The organism is Streptococcus sp. NSJ-72 (assembly GCF_014334035.1).
Taxonomy (GTDB): Bacteria; Bacillota; Bacilli; order Lactobacillales; family Streptococcaceae; genus Streptococcus; species Streptococcus constellatus.
Map to the genome: position 1 here is coordinate 1,925,893 of NZ_CP060489.1, position 16,521 is coordinate 1,942,413.

12 protein-coding genes are annotated in these 16,521 nt (G+C 34.9%); 5 read left to right on the top strand and 7 right to left on the bottom strand.

The window, feature by feature from the left end; translation table 11 throughout:
* Positions 1-6 precede the first annotated feature (6 nt).
* Positions 7-2,082, top strand: a complete 2,076-nt coding sequence (gene pulA / locus H8787_RS09510; protein ID WP_187327935.1) for a type I pullulanase — start codon at positions 7-9, stop codon at positions 2,080-2,082.
* A 216-nt stretch (positions 2,083-2,298) separates the two neighbouring features.
* On the opposite strand, the gene H8787_RS09515 is transcribed toward pulA, so the two are convergent.
* The 4 genes from H8787_RS09515 to hisS all read right to left on the bottom strand — a co-directional run bounded on the left by H8787_RS09515 (position 2,299) and on the right by hisS (position 6,653).
* Positions 2,299-3,234 carry a YitT family protein gene (locus H8787_RS09515; protein ID WP_003071527.1) on the bottom strand — a complete coding sequence of 312 codons (936 nt, stop codon included), beginning with the start codon at positions 3,232-3,234 and terminating at the stop codon, positions 2,299-2,301.
* The gene (gene aspS / locus H8787_RS09520; RefSeq protein WP_187327936.1) at positions 3,221-4,975 is read right to left on the bottom strand and encodes an aspartate--tRNA ligase; all 1,755 of its coding nucleotides are present in this window, start codon (positions 4,973-4,975) and stop codon (positions 3,221-3,223) included. The genes H8787_RS09515 and aspS overlap by 14 nt, the downstream gene beginning before the upstream one ends.
* Positions 4,976-5,093: 118 nt before the next feature.
* Positions 5,094-5,300: a hypothetical protein gene (locus H8787_RS09525; RefSeq protein WP_003071529.1), complete on the bottom strand. Its 207-nt coding sequence runs from the start codon at positions 5,298-5,300 to the stop codon at positions 5,094-5,096.
* 72 nt (positions 5,301-5,372) lie between these two features.
* Entirely contained in the window at positions 5,373-6,653 is a 1,281-nt protein-coding gene (gene hisS / locus H8787_RS09530; protein WP_187327937.1) for a histidine--tRNA ligase, read from the bottom strand.
* A gap of 226 nt (positions 6,654-6,879) precedes the next feature.
* On the opposite strand from hisS, the gene rpmF reads away from it, so the two are divergent.
* Together rpmF and rpmG are read left to right on the top strand one after the other, a co-directional pair.
* Positions 6,880-7,062, top strand: coding sequence for a 50S ribosomal protein L32 (gene rpmF, locus H8787_RS09535; RefSeq protein WP_003071531.1), 183 nt, complete (start codon positions 6,880-6,882; stop codon positions 7,060-7,062).
* Positions 7,063-7,077: 15 nt separating this feature from the next.
* On the top strand, positions 7,078-7,227 hold the full coding sequence (rpmG, locus tag H8787_RS09540) for a 50S ribosomal protein L33 (protein ID WP_003026692.1): 150 nt from the start codon (positions 7,078-7,080) through the stop codon (positions 7,225-7,227).
* Between the two features lie 381 nt (positions 7,228-7,608).
* Here the strand turns inward: rpmG and H8787_RS09545 are convergent, their stop codons facing one another.
* The 3 genes from H8787_RS09545 to H8787_RS09555 are packed head-to-tail and all read right to left on the bottom strand — an operon-like array spanning position 7,609 to position 10,568.
* Entirely contained in the window at positions 7,609-8,259 is a 651-nt protein-coding gene (locus tag H8787_RS09545; RefSeq protein WP_187327938.1) for a hypothetical protein, read from the bottom strand.
* A 16-nt stretch (positions 8,260-8,275) separates the two neighbouring features.
* Positions 8,276-9,781: a protein kinase domain-containing protein gene (locus H8787_RS09550; RefSeq protein ID WP_187327939.1), complete on the bottom strand. Its 1,506-nt coding sequence runs from the start codon at positions 9,779-9,781 to the stop codon at positions 8,276-8,278.
* A gap of 13 nt (positions 9,782-9,794) precedes the next feature.
* The gene (locus H8787_RS09555) at positions 9,795-10,568 is read right to left on the bottom strand and encodes a hypothetical protein (RefSeq protein WP_084972060.1); all 774 of its coding nucleotides are present in this window, start codon (positions 10,566-10,568) and stop codon (positions 9,795-9,797) included.
* A 215-nt stretch (positions 10,569-10,783) separates the two neighbouring features.
* On the opposite strand from H8787_RS09555, the gene H8787_RS09560 reads away from it, so the two are divergent.
* Together H8787_RS09560 and H8787_RS09565 are read left to right on the top strand one after the other, a co-directional pair.
* A complete protein-coding gene (locus tag H8787_RS09560) occupies positions 10,784-11,578 on the top strand; it encodes a hypothetical protein (RefSeq protein WP_187327940.1) in 795 nt (264 codons plus the stop codon).
* A gap of 177 nt (positions 11,579-11,755) precedes the next feature.
* On the top strand, positions 11,756-16,459 hold the full coding sequence (locus H8787_RS09565; RefSeq protein WP_187327941.1) for a DEAD/DEAH box helicase: 4,704 nt from the start codon (positions 11,756-11,758) through the stop codon (positions 16,457-16,459).
* The last annotated feature ends 62 nt before the right edge of the window (positions 16,460-16,521 follow it).

Sequence of the window (16,521 nt, forward strand, 5' to 3'; positions counted from 1 at the left end):
AAGTTTATGGCTTTCCGATCATTCCAAGCCTACTTAGATGACCAAAGTCTCATCACTATCGAGTTAGAAAAACAATTTTATACTGAACAATTACAATTTACAATCGAAACGGTCGATAGCACACAAATTTTACAGATAAGATCTCTGGAAGAACAAGACGACTTTGTGCAATACAGTCTTGCTCCTCTAAAACCGCTAGATTTAACTGAACATTATTGGATTTACGACCAAGATCGTAATAAAACGTTCTTACAATTTCGCCATATTGTGAGAAAGCCAATTTTTGACCAGACTTTTGCTTACAACGAAAACGATTTAGGAGCTCATTATACCCCGGAAGCAACAACTTTTAAGCTCTGGGCACCAATTTCTGAACAAGTATTACTTCATTTACAAAATACTGTTTACCCAATGACTCTCGGAGAAAAGGGAGTGTGGCAAACAGAAGTATTCGGAAATTTTGATGGAGCTGCTTATTACTATCTACACAAAGTAAATGGTTACTGGGTAGAAGTTCACGACCCTTATGCTCTATCGTCCGAAAGTAATTCTGGAGCTAGTTACATAATTAACTTAGAGAAAATTTCTCATCCTATCCATCGAGCACAGACACAAATGTCAATGACAGAGGCCATTATTTACGAGATGAGTGTGCGAGATTTTTCCATGCAAAAAGAAGCTAAGTTTACTTATCCTGGTAAATTCAAATCTCTGACAGAGTCTCCGCAGTTGCAAAAACACACTTTAGGGATGGAGTACATCAAACAATTAGGTGTAACTCACATTCAGCTCATGCCTTTGTATGATTTTGGCAGCGTTGATGAAAATCATCCAGAGCTCGTATACAACTGGGGATACGACCCTATGCAATACAACCTTCCCGACGGCAGTTTTACAACTAATCCACATGATCCATATGCAAGAATCGTTGAATTGCAAGAAGCCATCACTACTTACCACAAAGCTGATATTAGCGTTATCATGGACGTTGTTTATAATCATGTCTACGATCCTAAAGCCTATGCTTTTGAAAAAATCGTTCCAGGTTATTTTTTCCGCTACGATCACAACGGTAATTTAACAAATGGTACATTTTGTGGAAATGATGTAGCAAGTGAACGAGCAATGGTTCGTAGCTATATTAAGCATTCCCTCAAACAATGGTTAACGATTTACGGATTCGATGGATTCCGCTTTGACCTCATGGGGATTTTAGATATAGAAACCATGAAACAGATTGCAGAGGAGTTGCAATCTCTCTATCCGAACGTCTATCTTTACGGAGAAGGCTGGCGTATGAATACGGGTCTAGATAACAATAGACTGGCTCACCAGTTCAATGCTGACAAATTACCAAGTTATGGTTTTTTCAATGATCATTTTCGCAATACAATAAAAGCAACCATCGCAAAAGGCGAACAAATACAAAAAACAAATTCCATAAATTCTATAGAGAATGTTTTAACTGCCAATATTGGTTTTATAGGTACTGAACACTTTATCGCACCGCAACAAGCAATCAACTATGTAGAATGCCATGACGATGCAACTGCTTTTGACTATTTTGCGATACAAAATCCCAAGATTGATTTAAAAGAGCGACTTGACAATGCTCGACTTGCTCTGCATCTCTCTTTGTTGACACAAGGAGTACCATTCATTCATAGTGGTCAAGAATTTTTCCGTAGCAAAAATCTCATTGAGAATACTTATAATACTCCAGATACTATTAACCGTCTAGATTGGCTACGCTCAATTGAATATGAGAAAGATGTGGCATTTATCTGTCAGCTCATTCAATTCAGAAAAAAACATCCACTCTTACGTTTGAAAACACGTACAGAAATCAAAAATTGTTGCTCTGCTCAATGGCTGAATGAATCTATAGTCAAATACAAAATCAAAGAAAAAGAAAATCAAATCACTATCCTCATTAACTTTGGGAACAATTCATTTATCTATCCAAATCAGGATAAACAAGCTGTGTTTATCAACTATCCTAAAATCAGCCTTGATACTCCTCTCGACGCTAACAAAGATTACTATACTGTCCCTGGAAAACAAGTTCTCGCACTTAAATAATTATGGAAAGAAGACTTGCTTTATCAGTCCTGCCCACTTTTCAAAGCTGTGCTTTTTGAACCCAGCTATTGTATCTTTGATTTATTTCATTCTATACTTTAACACAAAAACTTTTTAGCTCACTTCCTATTGATTTTGATCTTAAAAAGGGAAGACAGTCTTAAAGGTGTCTAACAAAAAACCATCAGATTAGCTAATTCAGCTAATCTGATGGTTTTATTCTTCCACGAAACGTCCAAGAATGTGAACATTATCCGCTACCGATACAAAAGCATGCGGGTCTACTTTTCGCATGATATGCTTGAATTCATTAAATTCAGCACGCGTAATAACTGTAATCAAAACTGCTTTTTTCTCATGATTGTAGGTACCTTCTGCACCATTGATAATCGTTGCACCACGATGCAACTTATTGTGGATTTTTTCAATAACGGCTTCAGGATAACTGGTAATAATCATAGCTTGCATCCTCTTTTGCTTGGTAAAGACGGCATCTGTCACCCGACTCGAAACAAAAATCGTAATCATCGAATAAAGCGCATATTTCCACCCAAAGGTCACACCCGCAATAATCATAATCATCCCATTGACAATAAAAGAAATATTTCCGACATTTCTGCCCGTTTTCTTCCGAACTGTCAAACTGACAATGTCTGTCCCACCACTAGAAATATTGGAACGCAAAGCAAAACCAATCCCCATTCCCATAATGACCCCACCAAACAATGCATTGATAATTGGGTCATTTGTTAAACTCACTTCAGGAACAAACTGGATAAACAGTGAGCTCATGGAAACCGTAATAAAAGTAAACACCGTAAACTTGTGCCCAATTTGATACCAAGCCAAGATCATTAGTGGGATATTGATGAGATAAAAAGTTACAGAAACAGGAATGGCAAATCCCAAAAAACGTGTACTTAAAGCGGCTAAAATCTGTGCCAATCCCGTCGCCCCACTTGAGTACACATGCCCTGGTTGAAAGAAGAGATTAACTGCAACAGCAGATAAAAAACCATAGATTAGTGAAGCAGATATTTTTTCATCATACTTCTTACGGGAGATACTTTTAAGCACTTGTATCAATTTAAAATTATAAGCCAAACGGCGCAAATAATAACGAAATCGTTTATAAATCTTAGTTTTCTTCATGAGTTTCTACTTGTAAACTTAATTCCTCAAGCTGCTTAGTGTCAACTAGACTTGGCGCCTGTGTCATAGGATCACCTGCTTTATTATTTTTAGGGAAAGCAATCACTTCACGGATATTTTCCTCACCAGCTAGCAACATGACAAAGCGATCTAGTCCGATAGCTAACCCACCATGTGGTGGAAAGCCGTAATCCATAGCTTCTAGCAAGAAACCAAACTGATTAGTAGCTGCTTCTTTAGAAAAACCAAGGGCTTTAAACATTCGTTCTTGCAAATCTTTATGGTTAATACGAAGACTTCCACCACCCAATTCATAACCATTCAAGACAATATCATAAGCAATAGCACGAACTTTACTCAAATCACCTTCTAACTCATGAGCTGTATCTGCTTGTGGAAGGGTGAATGGGTGATGTGCACTCATATAACGTCCTTCCTCTTCTGACCATTCAAACATTGGCCAATCCACTACCCAAAGATAATTAAATTTCGACTCATCAATCAAGCCTAGTTCTTTTGCCAAACGGACACGAAGTGCACCCAAAGTTGCATTAGCAACTTCTACAGTATCAGCTACAAAGAGAACCAAATCATTTTCTTCAAGTCGTAAAGCATCCGTCAACTCATTTGTCAAGTCTTTCAAAAATTTAGCAATTGGACCATTTAATTCATCTGAGGCCACTTTGACCCAAGCAAGTCCTTTTGCACCATATTGTTTTGCCTGCTCTGTCAGCTTATCAATATCTTTACGAGAATATTTATCAGCAGCATTTTTCACAACAATAGCTTTAACTACTGGTGCTTCTGAAAAAACTTTAAAGTCAATCTCCTTGACAATATCTGTCAAGTCTTGCAAAAGCATTTCAAAACGAGTATCTGGTTTATCACTTCCATATAAAGTCATCGCATCATCATATGTCATTCGTGGGAATGGTAGCGTAACATCAACTCCCTTCGTTTCTTTCATCACTCGAGCAATCAAGCCTTCTGTAATATCTTGGATTTCTTGGTCAGAAAGAAATGAAGTTTCCAAGTCAACCTGTGTAAACTCTGGTTGACGGTCTCCACGCAAGTCCTCATCACGGAAGCACTTCACAATTTGATAATAACGATCAAAACCAGCATTCATCAACAATTGTTTTGTAATCTGAGGACTTTGTGGCAATGCATAGAAATGTCCTTGGTTCACTCGACTTGGCACCAAATAATCACGCGCACCTTCTGGAGTTGATTTCGTAAGAAACGGAGTTTCTATATCAATAAACTCAAGCTCATCTAAGTAATTACGAATTGAATGTGTTACTTTAGCTCGTAATTTCAAATTTGCCAACATTTCAGGACGTCGAAGATCTAAATACCGATAACGAAGGCGCGTATCATCATTCGCTTCAATACCATCTTTAATTTCAAATGGAGTTGTTTTGGCTGTATTGAGAATTGTCAAAGTCTCCACATGCAGTTCAACAGTTCCTGTTGCAAGTTTATCATTTGCCTGCGTACGTGCTTCTACTTTTCCAGTCACTTCAATAACATATTCGCTTCGCAACCTTTCGGCAGTTCCCATGACTTCTTTAGTTACATTCTCAGGATTGATAACCAGCTGCATAATGCCTTCGCGGTCACGTAAATCAATGAAAATCAAGCCTCCCAAGTCACGACGACGGGATACCCAACCTTTTAAAGTGATTTCTTGACCGACATGTTCACTACGAACACGTCCAGCATACATTGAACGTCTCATTTTTATTCTCCAAACTTTTAATTCTTTTACTATTTTACCACAAAAGAGATGAAAAAGAAGTCCGCTTTTCAAAAACTTCTTATCTTAACCTAATCTCTCATAAAAAGGAGACTAAGTTTCATTTCTTAATCTCTCTTTCATATAATTCAGGATGCAAAACCTTAACAACATAACTTAAGGCTAAGCGCAACAGTCCTGCCGCTAAGCCAAAAATCGGTGCTAAAAATCGAAAGAAAAAGTCTCCTCTCACAAAATAAGCAATACCACCTATTACTAAAAAAACTATTATAAATTGAAGTATAGATGGAATGACAATTTTTTTCATCAGTTATTCAACCTCTGTTCACCTTACACAAATAATAGCAAAAAGCCAGTACCTAGCTTTTGCACTTCTCAACTAAAATCCTACTTGCTTAAAAATTACTTGAAAATCTTCTTGGATCTGATTTAAATCGACAATTAATTCTTCACGCGTTTGATTGTTTTTGATAGTGACTTGTTTGCTTTCAATTTCACTTTCGCCAAGAGTTATTAACACTTTAGCACCAAAGGTGTCTGCTGACTTGAATTGCGCTTTCAACTTACGATTTAAATAATCACGCTCAGCTGTAAACCCTTGCTTGCGAAGTGCTTGCACAATTTCCAATGCTTTATTATTAGCACCTTCTCCCAAAACTGCAATATAAACATCTAAGCTATCTTCTAGCGGCAATTCCACACCTTGCTTTTCAAGAACGAGGAGGAGGCGTTCCACACCCATTCCAAAGCCAAATCCAGCTGTCTCTGGCCCACCAAAATAAGCAACAAGGCTATCATATCGACCACCTGCACAAATTGTCAGTTCATTACCGGCTACATCTGCAGTAAATTCAAAAATCGTGTGATTGTAATAATCCAATCCGCGGACCATATTGGTATTGATAACATAAGGAATTCCCAGTGCTTCCAACATCGAACGCACAGCTTGAAAATGAGTTTGGCTTTCCTCATCTAGATAATCCAGGATAGAGGGTGCATTTTCAACAGCGAGTTTATCTTCTTTTTCCTTACTGTCTAGCACACGGAGAGGATTTTCTTCCAGACGACGCTGACTATCTTTAGAAAGACTGTCTTTCAACGGCGTCAAATAATCAATCAATGCTTGACGATAAGCGGCGCGACTCTCCGCATTCCCCAAACTATTCAACTGCAACGTTACACCTTGAATACCAATTTCATTGAAAAATTGAGCTGCCATGGCAATCGTCTCTACATCAGTCGCAGGATTATTGGAGCCAAAACACTCTACACCAATCTGATGAAATTCCCGCAAACGACCAGCTTGTGGACGCTCATATCGAAACATTGAACCCATATAGTAAAGTTTTACCGGTTTTTGGATTTCTGGTGCAAATAGCTTATTTTCCACATAAGAACGTACGACAGGTGCTGTCCCTTCAGGACGCAAGGTAATATGGCGATCGCCTTTATCGTAAAAATCATACATTTCTTTCGTCACAATATCGGTCGTATCTCCAACAGAGCGACTGATCACTTCATAGTGCTCAAACAGTGGTGTGCGAATCTCAGCATAGTTGTATTTTTTAAAAGTATTACGAGCAAATTCTTCCACATACTGCCATTTCCCAGAATCCTTTGGAAGAATATCTTGTGTGCCCTTTGGTTTTTGTAATTTCATAGTCTTTCCTCGAATTTATATAATATAATTATTGTACCACAAGTCCGTTATTTTGCGGGACATTTGAAAATATTTCCCATAGAAAACTTCCCTTTACTAAAAAAACTGGCTAGTTTGTCCAAAAATTTGTCAAGTAACTTTACTTTACAAAAAAAATTTGATATACTACTAAAGTTGATGAAAATCATCATTGAATAGATTTTAAAAACTAAAAGGAGAATTTAAAATGGCAGTACCTGCACGTCGCACTTCAAAAGCGAAAAAAAACAAACGTCGCACTCACTACAAAATTACAGCTCCATCTGTAACTTTTGATGAAACTACTGGAGATTACTCACGTTCTCACCGCGTATCACTTAAAGGATACTACAAAGGACGTAAAATCGCTAAAGCTGCTGCAGCTGAATAATAGAAGGGAGCTATCATGCGCGTAAATATCACACTTGAACACAAAGCATCTGGTGAACGCTTGTACCTTACTTCTAAAAACAAACGTAACACTCCAGACCGTCTTCAATTGAAAAAATACTCACCAAAACTTCGCAAGCACGTTGTGTTTACCGAGGTTAAATAGTGGGTCATTACATTTCAATAGAAACGAAAAAAACTTGATTTAACGCGATTCTTGAATTTTAAAAATTCAATGTATTGCAATAAAAATCAACCGAATGACTACATTTTTGACTACATTTTTTGTGAAATAAATTAGATGTTCGGATATATAGAAAACGCTCTAGTCATATTGTCTAGAGCGTTTTTATATTTTATAATCTATTCAATCTATGGTTTCCAATCATCAATGTTCAACGAATCACCATATAAATCATAAGCAATTGATATTAATGTGATTTTTGAAGCAATATTCTCTATCTTCATAATTCATTTTATCTTATTATTAAATCTTCTATTTTTATCAAGATTGATATTTCAATTTCAACATAGTTCATATTGATTTTTAAATCTCTTTTTGTTTATTATCAAAAACTTTTTTTGAATCAATGATTTTTTGGTAAAAACCATATTCAATCTCTGTAAAGTGACAGAATACTTCGGCACACTCAATTAGAATAGGATTTAGTTCTTCTCTAGGAGCCAAGCCAACTGAAAGTCTAATTCGAAAATCTCCATCAGATTGATCTGTCCAAAAAGCCTGATGAAATGCTATTTCTGATAAATGAACATAGCCAGATGATTTATTGTATATCTCTTCAATCTCAGGAAAATACTCTGACATCCTTTTCTTAAGATTGAAATCAGTCATCTTCCTGTTTTGATTATCTCTCATTTTTCTAATAGCTGTACCACTTAAAGTCTCTTTAATAAATAATCTTCTGTCTTCTGATATAAAAGCTGCGAAAACTCTCATAAGGTTATCAAGTTGTGTTCGTACTAAAATTCCTGCACAAGTCAGATTTCTCGTTCTTAATAAGTCTATTATTCCATCAATAAATTGAACTCGTCTGTTAAGTGCAGAAATAAAAAACATATCATCTTTAGTAAAATTTTCATCAATAATATCTGTAGCTATTGACTTTGATTCTTCACGATATTCTCTTAATTTATTAAAATATGTCTCTATTTCATTGAAATATTCATCATTTGTCATTACATTTCCTCCTGATCTATCTTTCTAATATTGACTCAATCATTGGTTCAATCCCATTTTCAATTAAGTTATCTATCTTACGCTGAGCAGAAAAGCGCTCAACTTCATAAGCTACATAGTGTAAAATCTGAGCAGCAACTTCATTAACATTGAAGGAAAATTGTCCCTTTAAAATTCTATAAGAAAGAGAGGCGAAAGGATCTGCATCTTCAAATCGTTTCAAATATTGCTCGTAGTTAGAATGAATCGTCTGAATGATATAAATCGCGTGCGTATCATCTAACTTCATAAAGACCATTAAGCTTTCAATAAAAACATCACTTTTTTTGATGCATGCTCGACATAACTCTCTTGCTGTCATTTCGTAAATATAGTTTTCTATGTCATCATCAAAAATACCGTGATCAATTTTTTCCCATATAGTTTTCTTAAAAGTTTCGCCACTTCTAATGCTCAGCCAAGCATTTAATGCATTCAGCATTTCAGTAGCGTCTTGATACCTATAATCAGGTTCTAAATTCGTAGCTTTTTCACTAACAGAACGAAGAGAATGTGAAAAAATATTAGGATTTTTAGTCATAACAAAATTAATAATACGCCCCAGTGAATACACATCACTTCGTTTATCTGCATCTTTTAAGAGCGATAGTTGCTCTGGTGCGCAATAAAAGAGTTGACCGAAAGAAGTTGTATCCATTGTTTGATGAGAAGTCAGAGTATTTAGGTTTTTTCCTAATCCAAAATCAGCAATCTTAATTATCCCATTCACGAAGAAAACAGTGGTTGGACTTAAGTCTCTATGCAGAACATCTCTTTGGTGGACAAGAGACATAGTATAAAGTATTTGACGCAATATATTGAGCTTAGAATCCTCTGTCAGCTCACTTGCTTCAATATAATTTCCCAATGTATCATCGGCTTTTTCCATTGTGTATGAACAATTACTACTATCGAAATCAAATACTCGAATAATACTCTCAATATCCGAACAAGACTTAGTTATTTCATACTCTCTTTTTAACCTACTTCTCAACGATTGTCGTCTCACAGATTCCTCATTTAGTTTTTTTACCACTAATCCTGTAGATTTTTGGAAATAAATATCAGCAAAGCCACCCTTTCCAATCTCAACTAAATCTAAATCAATTTCTACTAAATAAAATTCATTTCCTTTTCTTGAGAGTTTTAAAGAATAAACGGAACAAATTTTATCTAATTCATTTATTATTTTCTGCTGATGCTCTATAGCATCCACTTCACTTATCTGACGCTCTGTTAAAAGATATTGTTTGCTGAGTATAAGGTTGAAAAATGAATTGATAATGCCTCTAGATGAAAAGTCCAACAGCTTGTCATTCACATATATCCATCTTGTAGGAAAACCCTGACCATAACTATCTTGAGTATGGAAATGGGTATTGAAAAAAGAAACTAGCTGAGGCCCTGATTTATAAGTAAACAGCTCTGTCTCATCTCCACAGAATATCTTTGCTAGTCTTTTGTAAAAATCTGGATTGATCAATAACTCGTCCTCCTTATAGATGGTAATTCTTTAATTTAATAAATGTAGGCAGTAACATACAATCTACTTTCTCAATTAAACAGAGGGTGTCGTCAAGAATAGAAAAAATATAAAATCTATCTTGAAATATAGTTACAAAATAGGTATCAAATCCCTTCGCTTTTAAACTTCTGTATTCAAATAGTGAGTGGAAATCATAATTTAACGCGCTTACAATAATATCATCCGAATTATCTGTCTCGAGTATATCAATCAGCTCAAACGAATATGGAAAAAATAATAAAAGGTTTTTCTGTTTTTCAAGCATTTTCAACACTTTTATGATATCTCTTTCAATACCATACTTTCTAATATTTAAAAAGTTTTCCCCTAATCGAGTGAGCTCTGATATATCTCTTGTTCGGAATGCAACATGAATCTGAGTAGCTTTTACTTCACCGAATTTCTTTTTACTTTCATGAATACCAATTATACCATCGCCATAATTGCTAATGCCCGGAGAAAACAAATGACTAGCTTGTAATCTAGTGCTTGATGATAATAATTTAAAGTCTATTTCATAATTTTTCGATATTGCATCACATTGACCATTATTTTCATTTAACGGTTTAGAGAAAGGAGATTGCCCTTTATCTTTAAAATGAGATGACTTATTAAGTAGCTCTAGTAAATAGTTCTCATAATTACAATCGGGCTCTCCATCAACAAAATTTTTAATAATAGTAGCTGGTGGTAATAATTTGAATTTTATACGTGGGTCAATATTAGGGTTTAAATTTTCTTCCATAAAAATTCCTCCAGTTTATTATAACATTAACATCTTAAAATTTTTACACTTAATACACTTACAACAAATAATTTCTTTGTTCACTAGCTTATGCTACCACCTACCCTTTAGTAACAACTATGGATACCTTATGTATTAGAGTATTTTGTACTATTATGGTATAATAAAATACAAACATCTTTACCTTTCATTTATATAATTAAAAAGGAATAATTATGCCTGAAACAAATAAATATCAGTACTGTATAAGCAACAATGAAATACTTGAACTTCACGTACTAGAAGAGGAATTCTATAGAAACAAACAAGCAACAAGAGACAGATACAGAGGTCAACTACTATGTCCTGGGTGTAAACAAGTACGATTATCTATAAAAGAGAATAGTAATGGAATTTACCTTGCTGCTTACCCCAACTCTGTTCATACAGAAAATTGTGAGTACTTACTTAAACCTGCTGCTAGAAGAGAATTAAGAGTATTCTATGATCAAATCGCTCCTGACAGAGCTGAACAAATGTTAGAACGTATTTTAGATGATAGAATAATTGTGGTAAATCTACCTCAAAATCAAAATCCTAATGATGATGTTGATGTTGATGAAGGTGATGATGAAAATTACGAATTGACAAATGAAAATGGTATTAGAAAATACTTGCCTCGAAGATCATTACAGTTAAGAAAAATGGAAGAATCTGACCATCTTGTAATGTATTATGGAGAATGCAGATTGTTTCTAGTGCAAGATAAGTGGAACAACTTCTACCTAAGAATTTTTCGAAATGATGAAACTAGGTATTATCTATGTAGTTTAAAAATTCCAAAAGTTGTTTTCAATCATTTATCGGATGAATTAAACTTTATTCCTTGCGAGCAAGATTTCGATGTAAATAATTCTAAGGAAAAATCTGTTCCTGCTAGAATAGCTTTTATCTCTGAAATCGAAAAAAAATTATCGTATTTTAATGGGAAAATAATTCATTCTAAGCTATTAAAAGTAATCCAACTATAAATTAAACTCCTTCATAAAATCCTGTAGCAACTATTCTTATAGTTGCTATTTTACTGATTATAAATAGCAATAATATGAATTATCTAAGTATGGTATAATAGTAACAAAAACAGTATTGTAAGCTTTTGGTTGGCTACTATTTAAATAATAGTTTATCTTTCAAAACGGAGAAATAAAATGACTTTTGATAACCTAGTACATCAGATTAATGAACTTGCTGAAACGCAACGTGATAGAGGAACATACTTTGAGTATTTAGCACGTGCCTATTTTCAAAATGAACCAACATACCAGAATGAGTTTAAGAATGTATGGATGCTAGCAGATGTTCCAGAGGAATTTGGAGTACCTAAAGTTGATCTTGGAGTAGATTTAGTTGCTGAAAAATTTACTGGTGAATTAGTAGCGATTCAGGCAAAATTCTATAAACATACTATCCAAAAATCTAATATTGATTCTTTTTTAGGGGAGCTTGGAAAAGACTATTACGAATCAGGTATTATCGTTGCTTCTACTGATAGATGGGGCAAAAATGCTGAGAAAGCTCTAGCAGACCGAAGCGATGTTATTCGTATTGGGCTTTCAGATCTTAGAAATTCTCAAATTGATTGGACAAAATTCTCTTTTGAATCACCAGAAGTAGTAACTGTAAAAGCTAAAAAGGGATTAAGATACTATCAAAAGAATGCTATTGACTCTGCATTGAATCATTTTAGAAAAAATGATCGTGGACAGCTAATCATGGCTCCAGGAACAGGTAAGACTTTTACAAGTTTAAAAATTGCTGAAGCAATGGCGAGAGAGGCTTCTAAGGAACAATACACTATTCTTTATCTGGTACCTAGTATTCAACTACTTACGCAAACCTTGAGAGGGTGGAATAATGATACGGAAATGACAATGTCTTCTATGGCAGTTACTAGTGATAGAAATGCTAGTCGTGGCAGTGTCAAGCAAGACGAGTCCAATATAACAATTAAAGCTAGTGATATTGGTTATCCAGCAACAACCTCATCAAAAAAAGTTGTTGAGAATTATCTAGAATTAATGACAAGACCCAAAAAAGAACTATTAGTGGTTTTTGGAACTTATCAGTCAATTGATGTTCTTGGTGAAGCACAAAAGGATGGTTTCCCAGAGTTTGATTTAATTATCGCTGATGAAGCTCACCGTACTACAGGTGCAAAAGCTCTTGGTGCTGAAGCATCAGCGTTTACGAAGGTACATAGTGATCTAAATGTAAAGGGGACAAAACGCCTTTACCAAACAGCAACACCGAAATTATATGGTACTGATGCTAAGAAAAAAGCAGAAGAAAATTCAATCATTATTTCTAGTATGGATGATGAAAGCCTATATGGTCGTGTGTTCTATCGTTTAGGTTTTGGAGATGCTATTAGTCATGACATTCTTACTGATTATAAACTGATGGTTTTAGCAGTTGATGAAACAGTTGTTCAGAAAGATATGCAGAAGTCCCTGTCGGATTCTGAAAACGGGTTAAACATTGATGATGTCGGACGTATTATTGGTGTTTGGAATGGGATGATTAAGCGTGAGAGTTTTGCGGATAAGGTTTCTGGTGAACCGATGAAACGGGCAATTGCCTTTTCACGTACTATCAAAGATAGTCAACGCCTGTCAGCGCAATTTGAAAACGTAGTTAATGATTACCTCAATAGCGAAGATGGTTATTATGTTAATGTTCGTCATGTTGATGGTAGCATGAATGCCCTTGAGAAAAATGAGGCATTAGATTGGTTAGCAAGCGATGATATACCCGAAGATTCAGCACGTATTTTATCAAATGTTCGCTTCCTAACAGAAGGGATTGATGTTCCTAACCTTGATGCTATTATCTTCCTGTCTCCTCGAAAATCACAGGTAGATATTGTTCAGGCTGTCGGACGAATCATTCGTAAATTTGAAGGAAAAGAATATGGCTACATTATTCTACCAATTGTAGTTCCAGCAGGTGAGACACCAGAAACAATTCTCGATAACAATAAAACATACGATGTTATTTGGCAGGTGTTAAACGCACTGCGTTCAGTAGATGAACGTTTTGAAGCTACAGTTAATAAATTGGAATTAAATAAACAAAAACCCAAAAATATCCAAGTTATTGGGGTTGGTGGTGCACCAGACGATCCTAATTTCAATGATAGTTATGTGAAAGAGCCAATAGTTGCTTACCAAACAGAACTTGAACTTGAATGGGAAGCTGTCGAAGGTGCAATTTATGGAAAGATTGTTCAAAAAGTTGGTGATAGACGTTATCTTGAGGATTGGTCAAAAGATGTTGCTGATATTGCAAGACGTCATATTCAAGGGATTGAATTCATCTTAGAACAAAATCCTGATAGTAAATCTGCTTTTGACAAATTCCTTCATAGCTTACAACACAATATCAATGAATCGATTGACCAAAGTCAAGCGATTGAGATGTTGGCGCAACACTTAATCACTTTGCCAATTTTTGATGCACTTTTTGGTGAGTACAGCTTTGTTAAGAATAATCCAGTAAGTTCTGCGATGGAACAAATTGTAGAAGAATTATCACAATTTGGTTTTGAAAAAGAGCAGAAAGAGTTGCAACCATTTTATGATTCGGTTCGTCTACGTGCAGAGGGGATTGACAATGCTCAGGCTAAGCAGAAAATTATTATTACTCTATATGATAAATTCTTTTCTACTGGTTTCAAATCAACCACAGAAAGATTAGGTATTGTCTTCACTCCCGTAGAAGTTGTAGATTTTATTGTCAAATCAGTCGATGTAGTACTGAGAAAACACTTCGGCAAGACCTTAGCAAGTGAAAATGTTCATATTTTAGATCCATTTACTGGAACTGGAACATTTATAACGAGAACATTACATTACTTGAAATCACTGATGGATAGTGGTGAAATTACCTTTGACGATATTCTAAGAAAATATACACAAGAACTGCATGCTAATGAAATTGTTCTTTTAAGCTATTACATTGCTGCTATTAATATTGAAGCTGTATTTGATGAAATTAATGGTGATGAACCGTATACACCATTTGAAGGAATTGTATTAACAGATACCTTTGAATCAACAGAAACAGAAGATACGCTTGATGATTCCTTCTTTGGTACAAATGACAGACGTCTAAAACGCCAGCAAGAAAAACCAATTACTGCCATCATTGGTAATCCACCATATTCAATCGGGCAAGGGAGTCAGAATGATAATAATCAAAACATTTCTTATCCTAATTTAGATAAACGTTTGGCAGACACCTATGTATCAAAATCAAATGCGGGATTGACTCGTGGATTGTATGATTCTTATGTAAAAGCCTTCCGTTGGGCATCAGATCGTCTTACAAATCAAGGAGTCATTGGTTTTGTAACAAATGGAGGATATCTGAATTCAAATTCAACGGACGGTCTTAGAGCTGGTTTATATGAAGACTTTAATCATCTCTATATTTTTAATATGAGAGGGAATGCCCTTGGACTCGGTGAAATTCGTAAGAAAGAAGGAGGAAATGTGTTCGGTGCTGGAACTCGAACATCCGTGGCAGTTTCAATATTAGTTAAAGATGATTCAGATAGTCATGAACTTCACTATCATGATATTGGTGATTATTTATCACAAAAGGAAAAACTAGCAATTATTTCTGAATTTGCTGATATTTCACGACTAGATTGGCAAGAGATTATTCCTGATGAAAACAACGATTGGCTTAATCAAAGAGATCCGAATTATCAGAAATATGCTAGTTTAGCAGGAGAGTCTACTTCTGTGTTCAATAATAATTCAATGGGGATATTGACTAGTAGGGATGCTTGGGTCTATGGCTATTCAAAAGAGAAAGTAGCTCAAAATACAGAAAGACTTGTTCAAAATTATAATAATGAGTTGAAACGTTTGAAAAATTTTCCAGTTAATGAACGAAAGGATTTGCTGAATAGAAAATCTGATCACATCAACTGGTCACGTAAACTTGAAAGATTTGCTGTAAATGATATTGAACTAGAATTCCATCAAAGTCATTTAAAAATCAGCCTTTATAGACCGTTTACTAAGAAATGGGTCTATCATGATAAGGCACTTAATGAAGAAGCCCGTCTCTACTACAATAAATTCGGTCAGAATAATCTTGTCATCAATACAACAGGTCGAGGAGTTTCAAGAGATTTTTCTGTTCTAGTTAGTAAGTTTATGCCTAATCAGCATACGATGGATACAGGTCAAGGGTTCATGCGTTATGATAATGAAGTTGATGAAGCATCATTGTTTCAAAGTAACGATAATATGAATCAAGAGTTTGCTGATAAGTTAGGATTAAGTCTTGATGAAACATTTGCTTATGTATATGGATTGCTAAATTCTAGGGAATATCAGGAGAGGTATGCCAACGATTTGAAGAAAGACTTAGCTCGAATTCCAATTGTTAAGAATAAAGAAAAGTATGTTGAAGTTGGTCAGAAATTGATGGACTTACATCTTAACTACGAAGAAGTTCCTGTTTATGATGGAGTTGAAATTACGATAGCAGAGAAGCCAAGTTACAAAGTAACCAAGATGAGATTCGCTAAAAAGCGTGATGAAAAAGGAAAATCAGTAAATGATCTATCTACAATCATATTTAACAGCGACATCAACATTAGTAATATTCCTGAAAAAGCGTATGAATATGTTGTAAATGGACGCTCTGCTATTGAATGGATAATAGATCAGTATCAAGTTAAAACTGATAAAAAATCTGGAATTACAGATGATCCAAATGAATATAGTGAAGACGAGAAATATATCTTCAATTTGTTATTGAGAATCATCAATGTATCTATTCAAACGGTTGATTTAATTAATAGTTTACCTAAATTTGAAGTAGAAGAGTATTAAACTATGCTTGACAAGTTTATTCTAGGATGTATTATGATAGTTTTAAAAACTTAATGTAATGC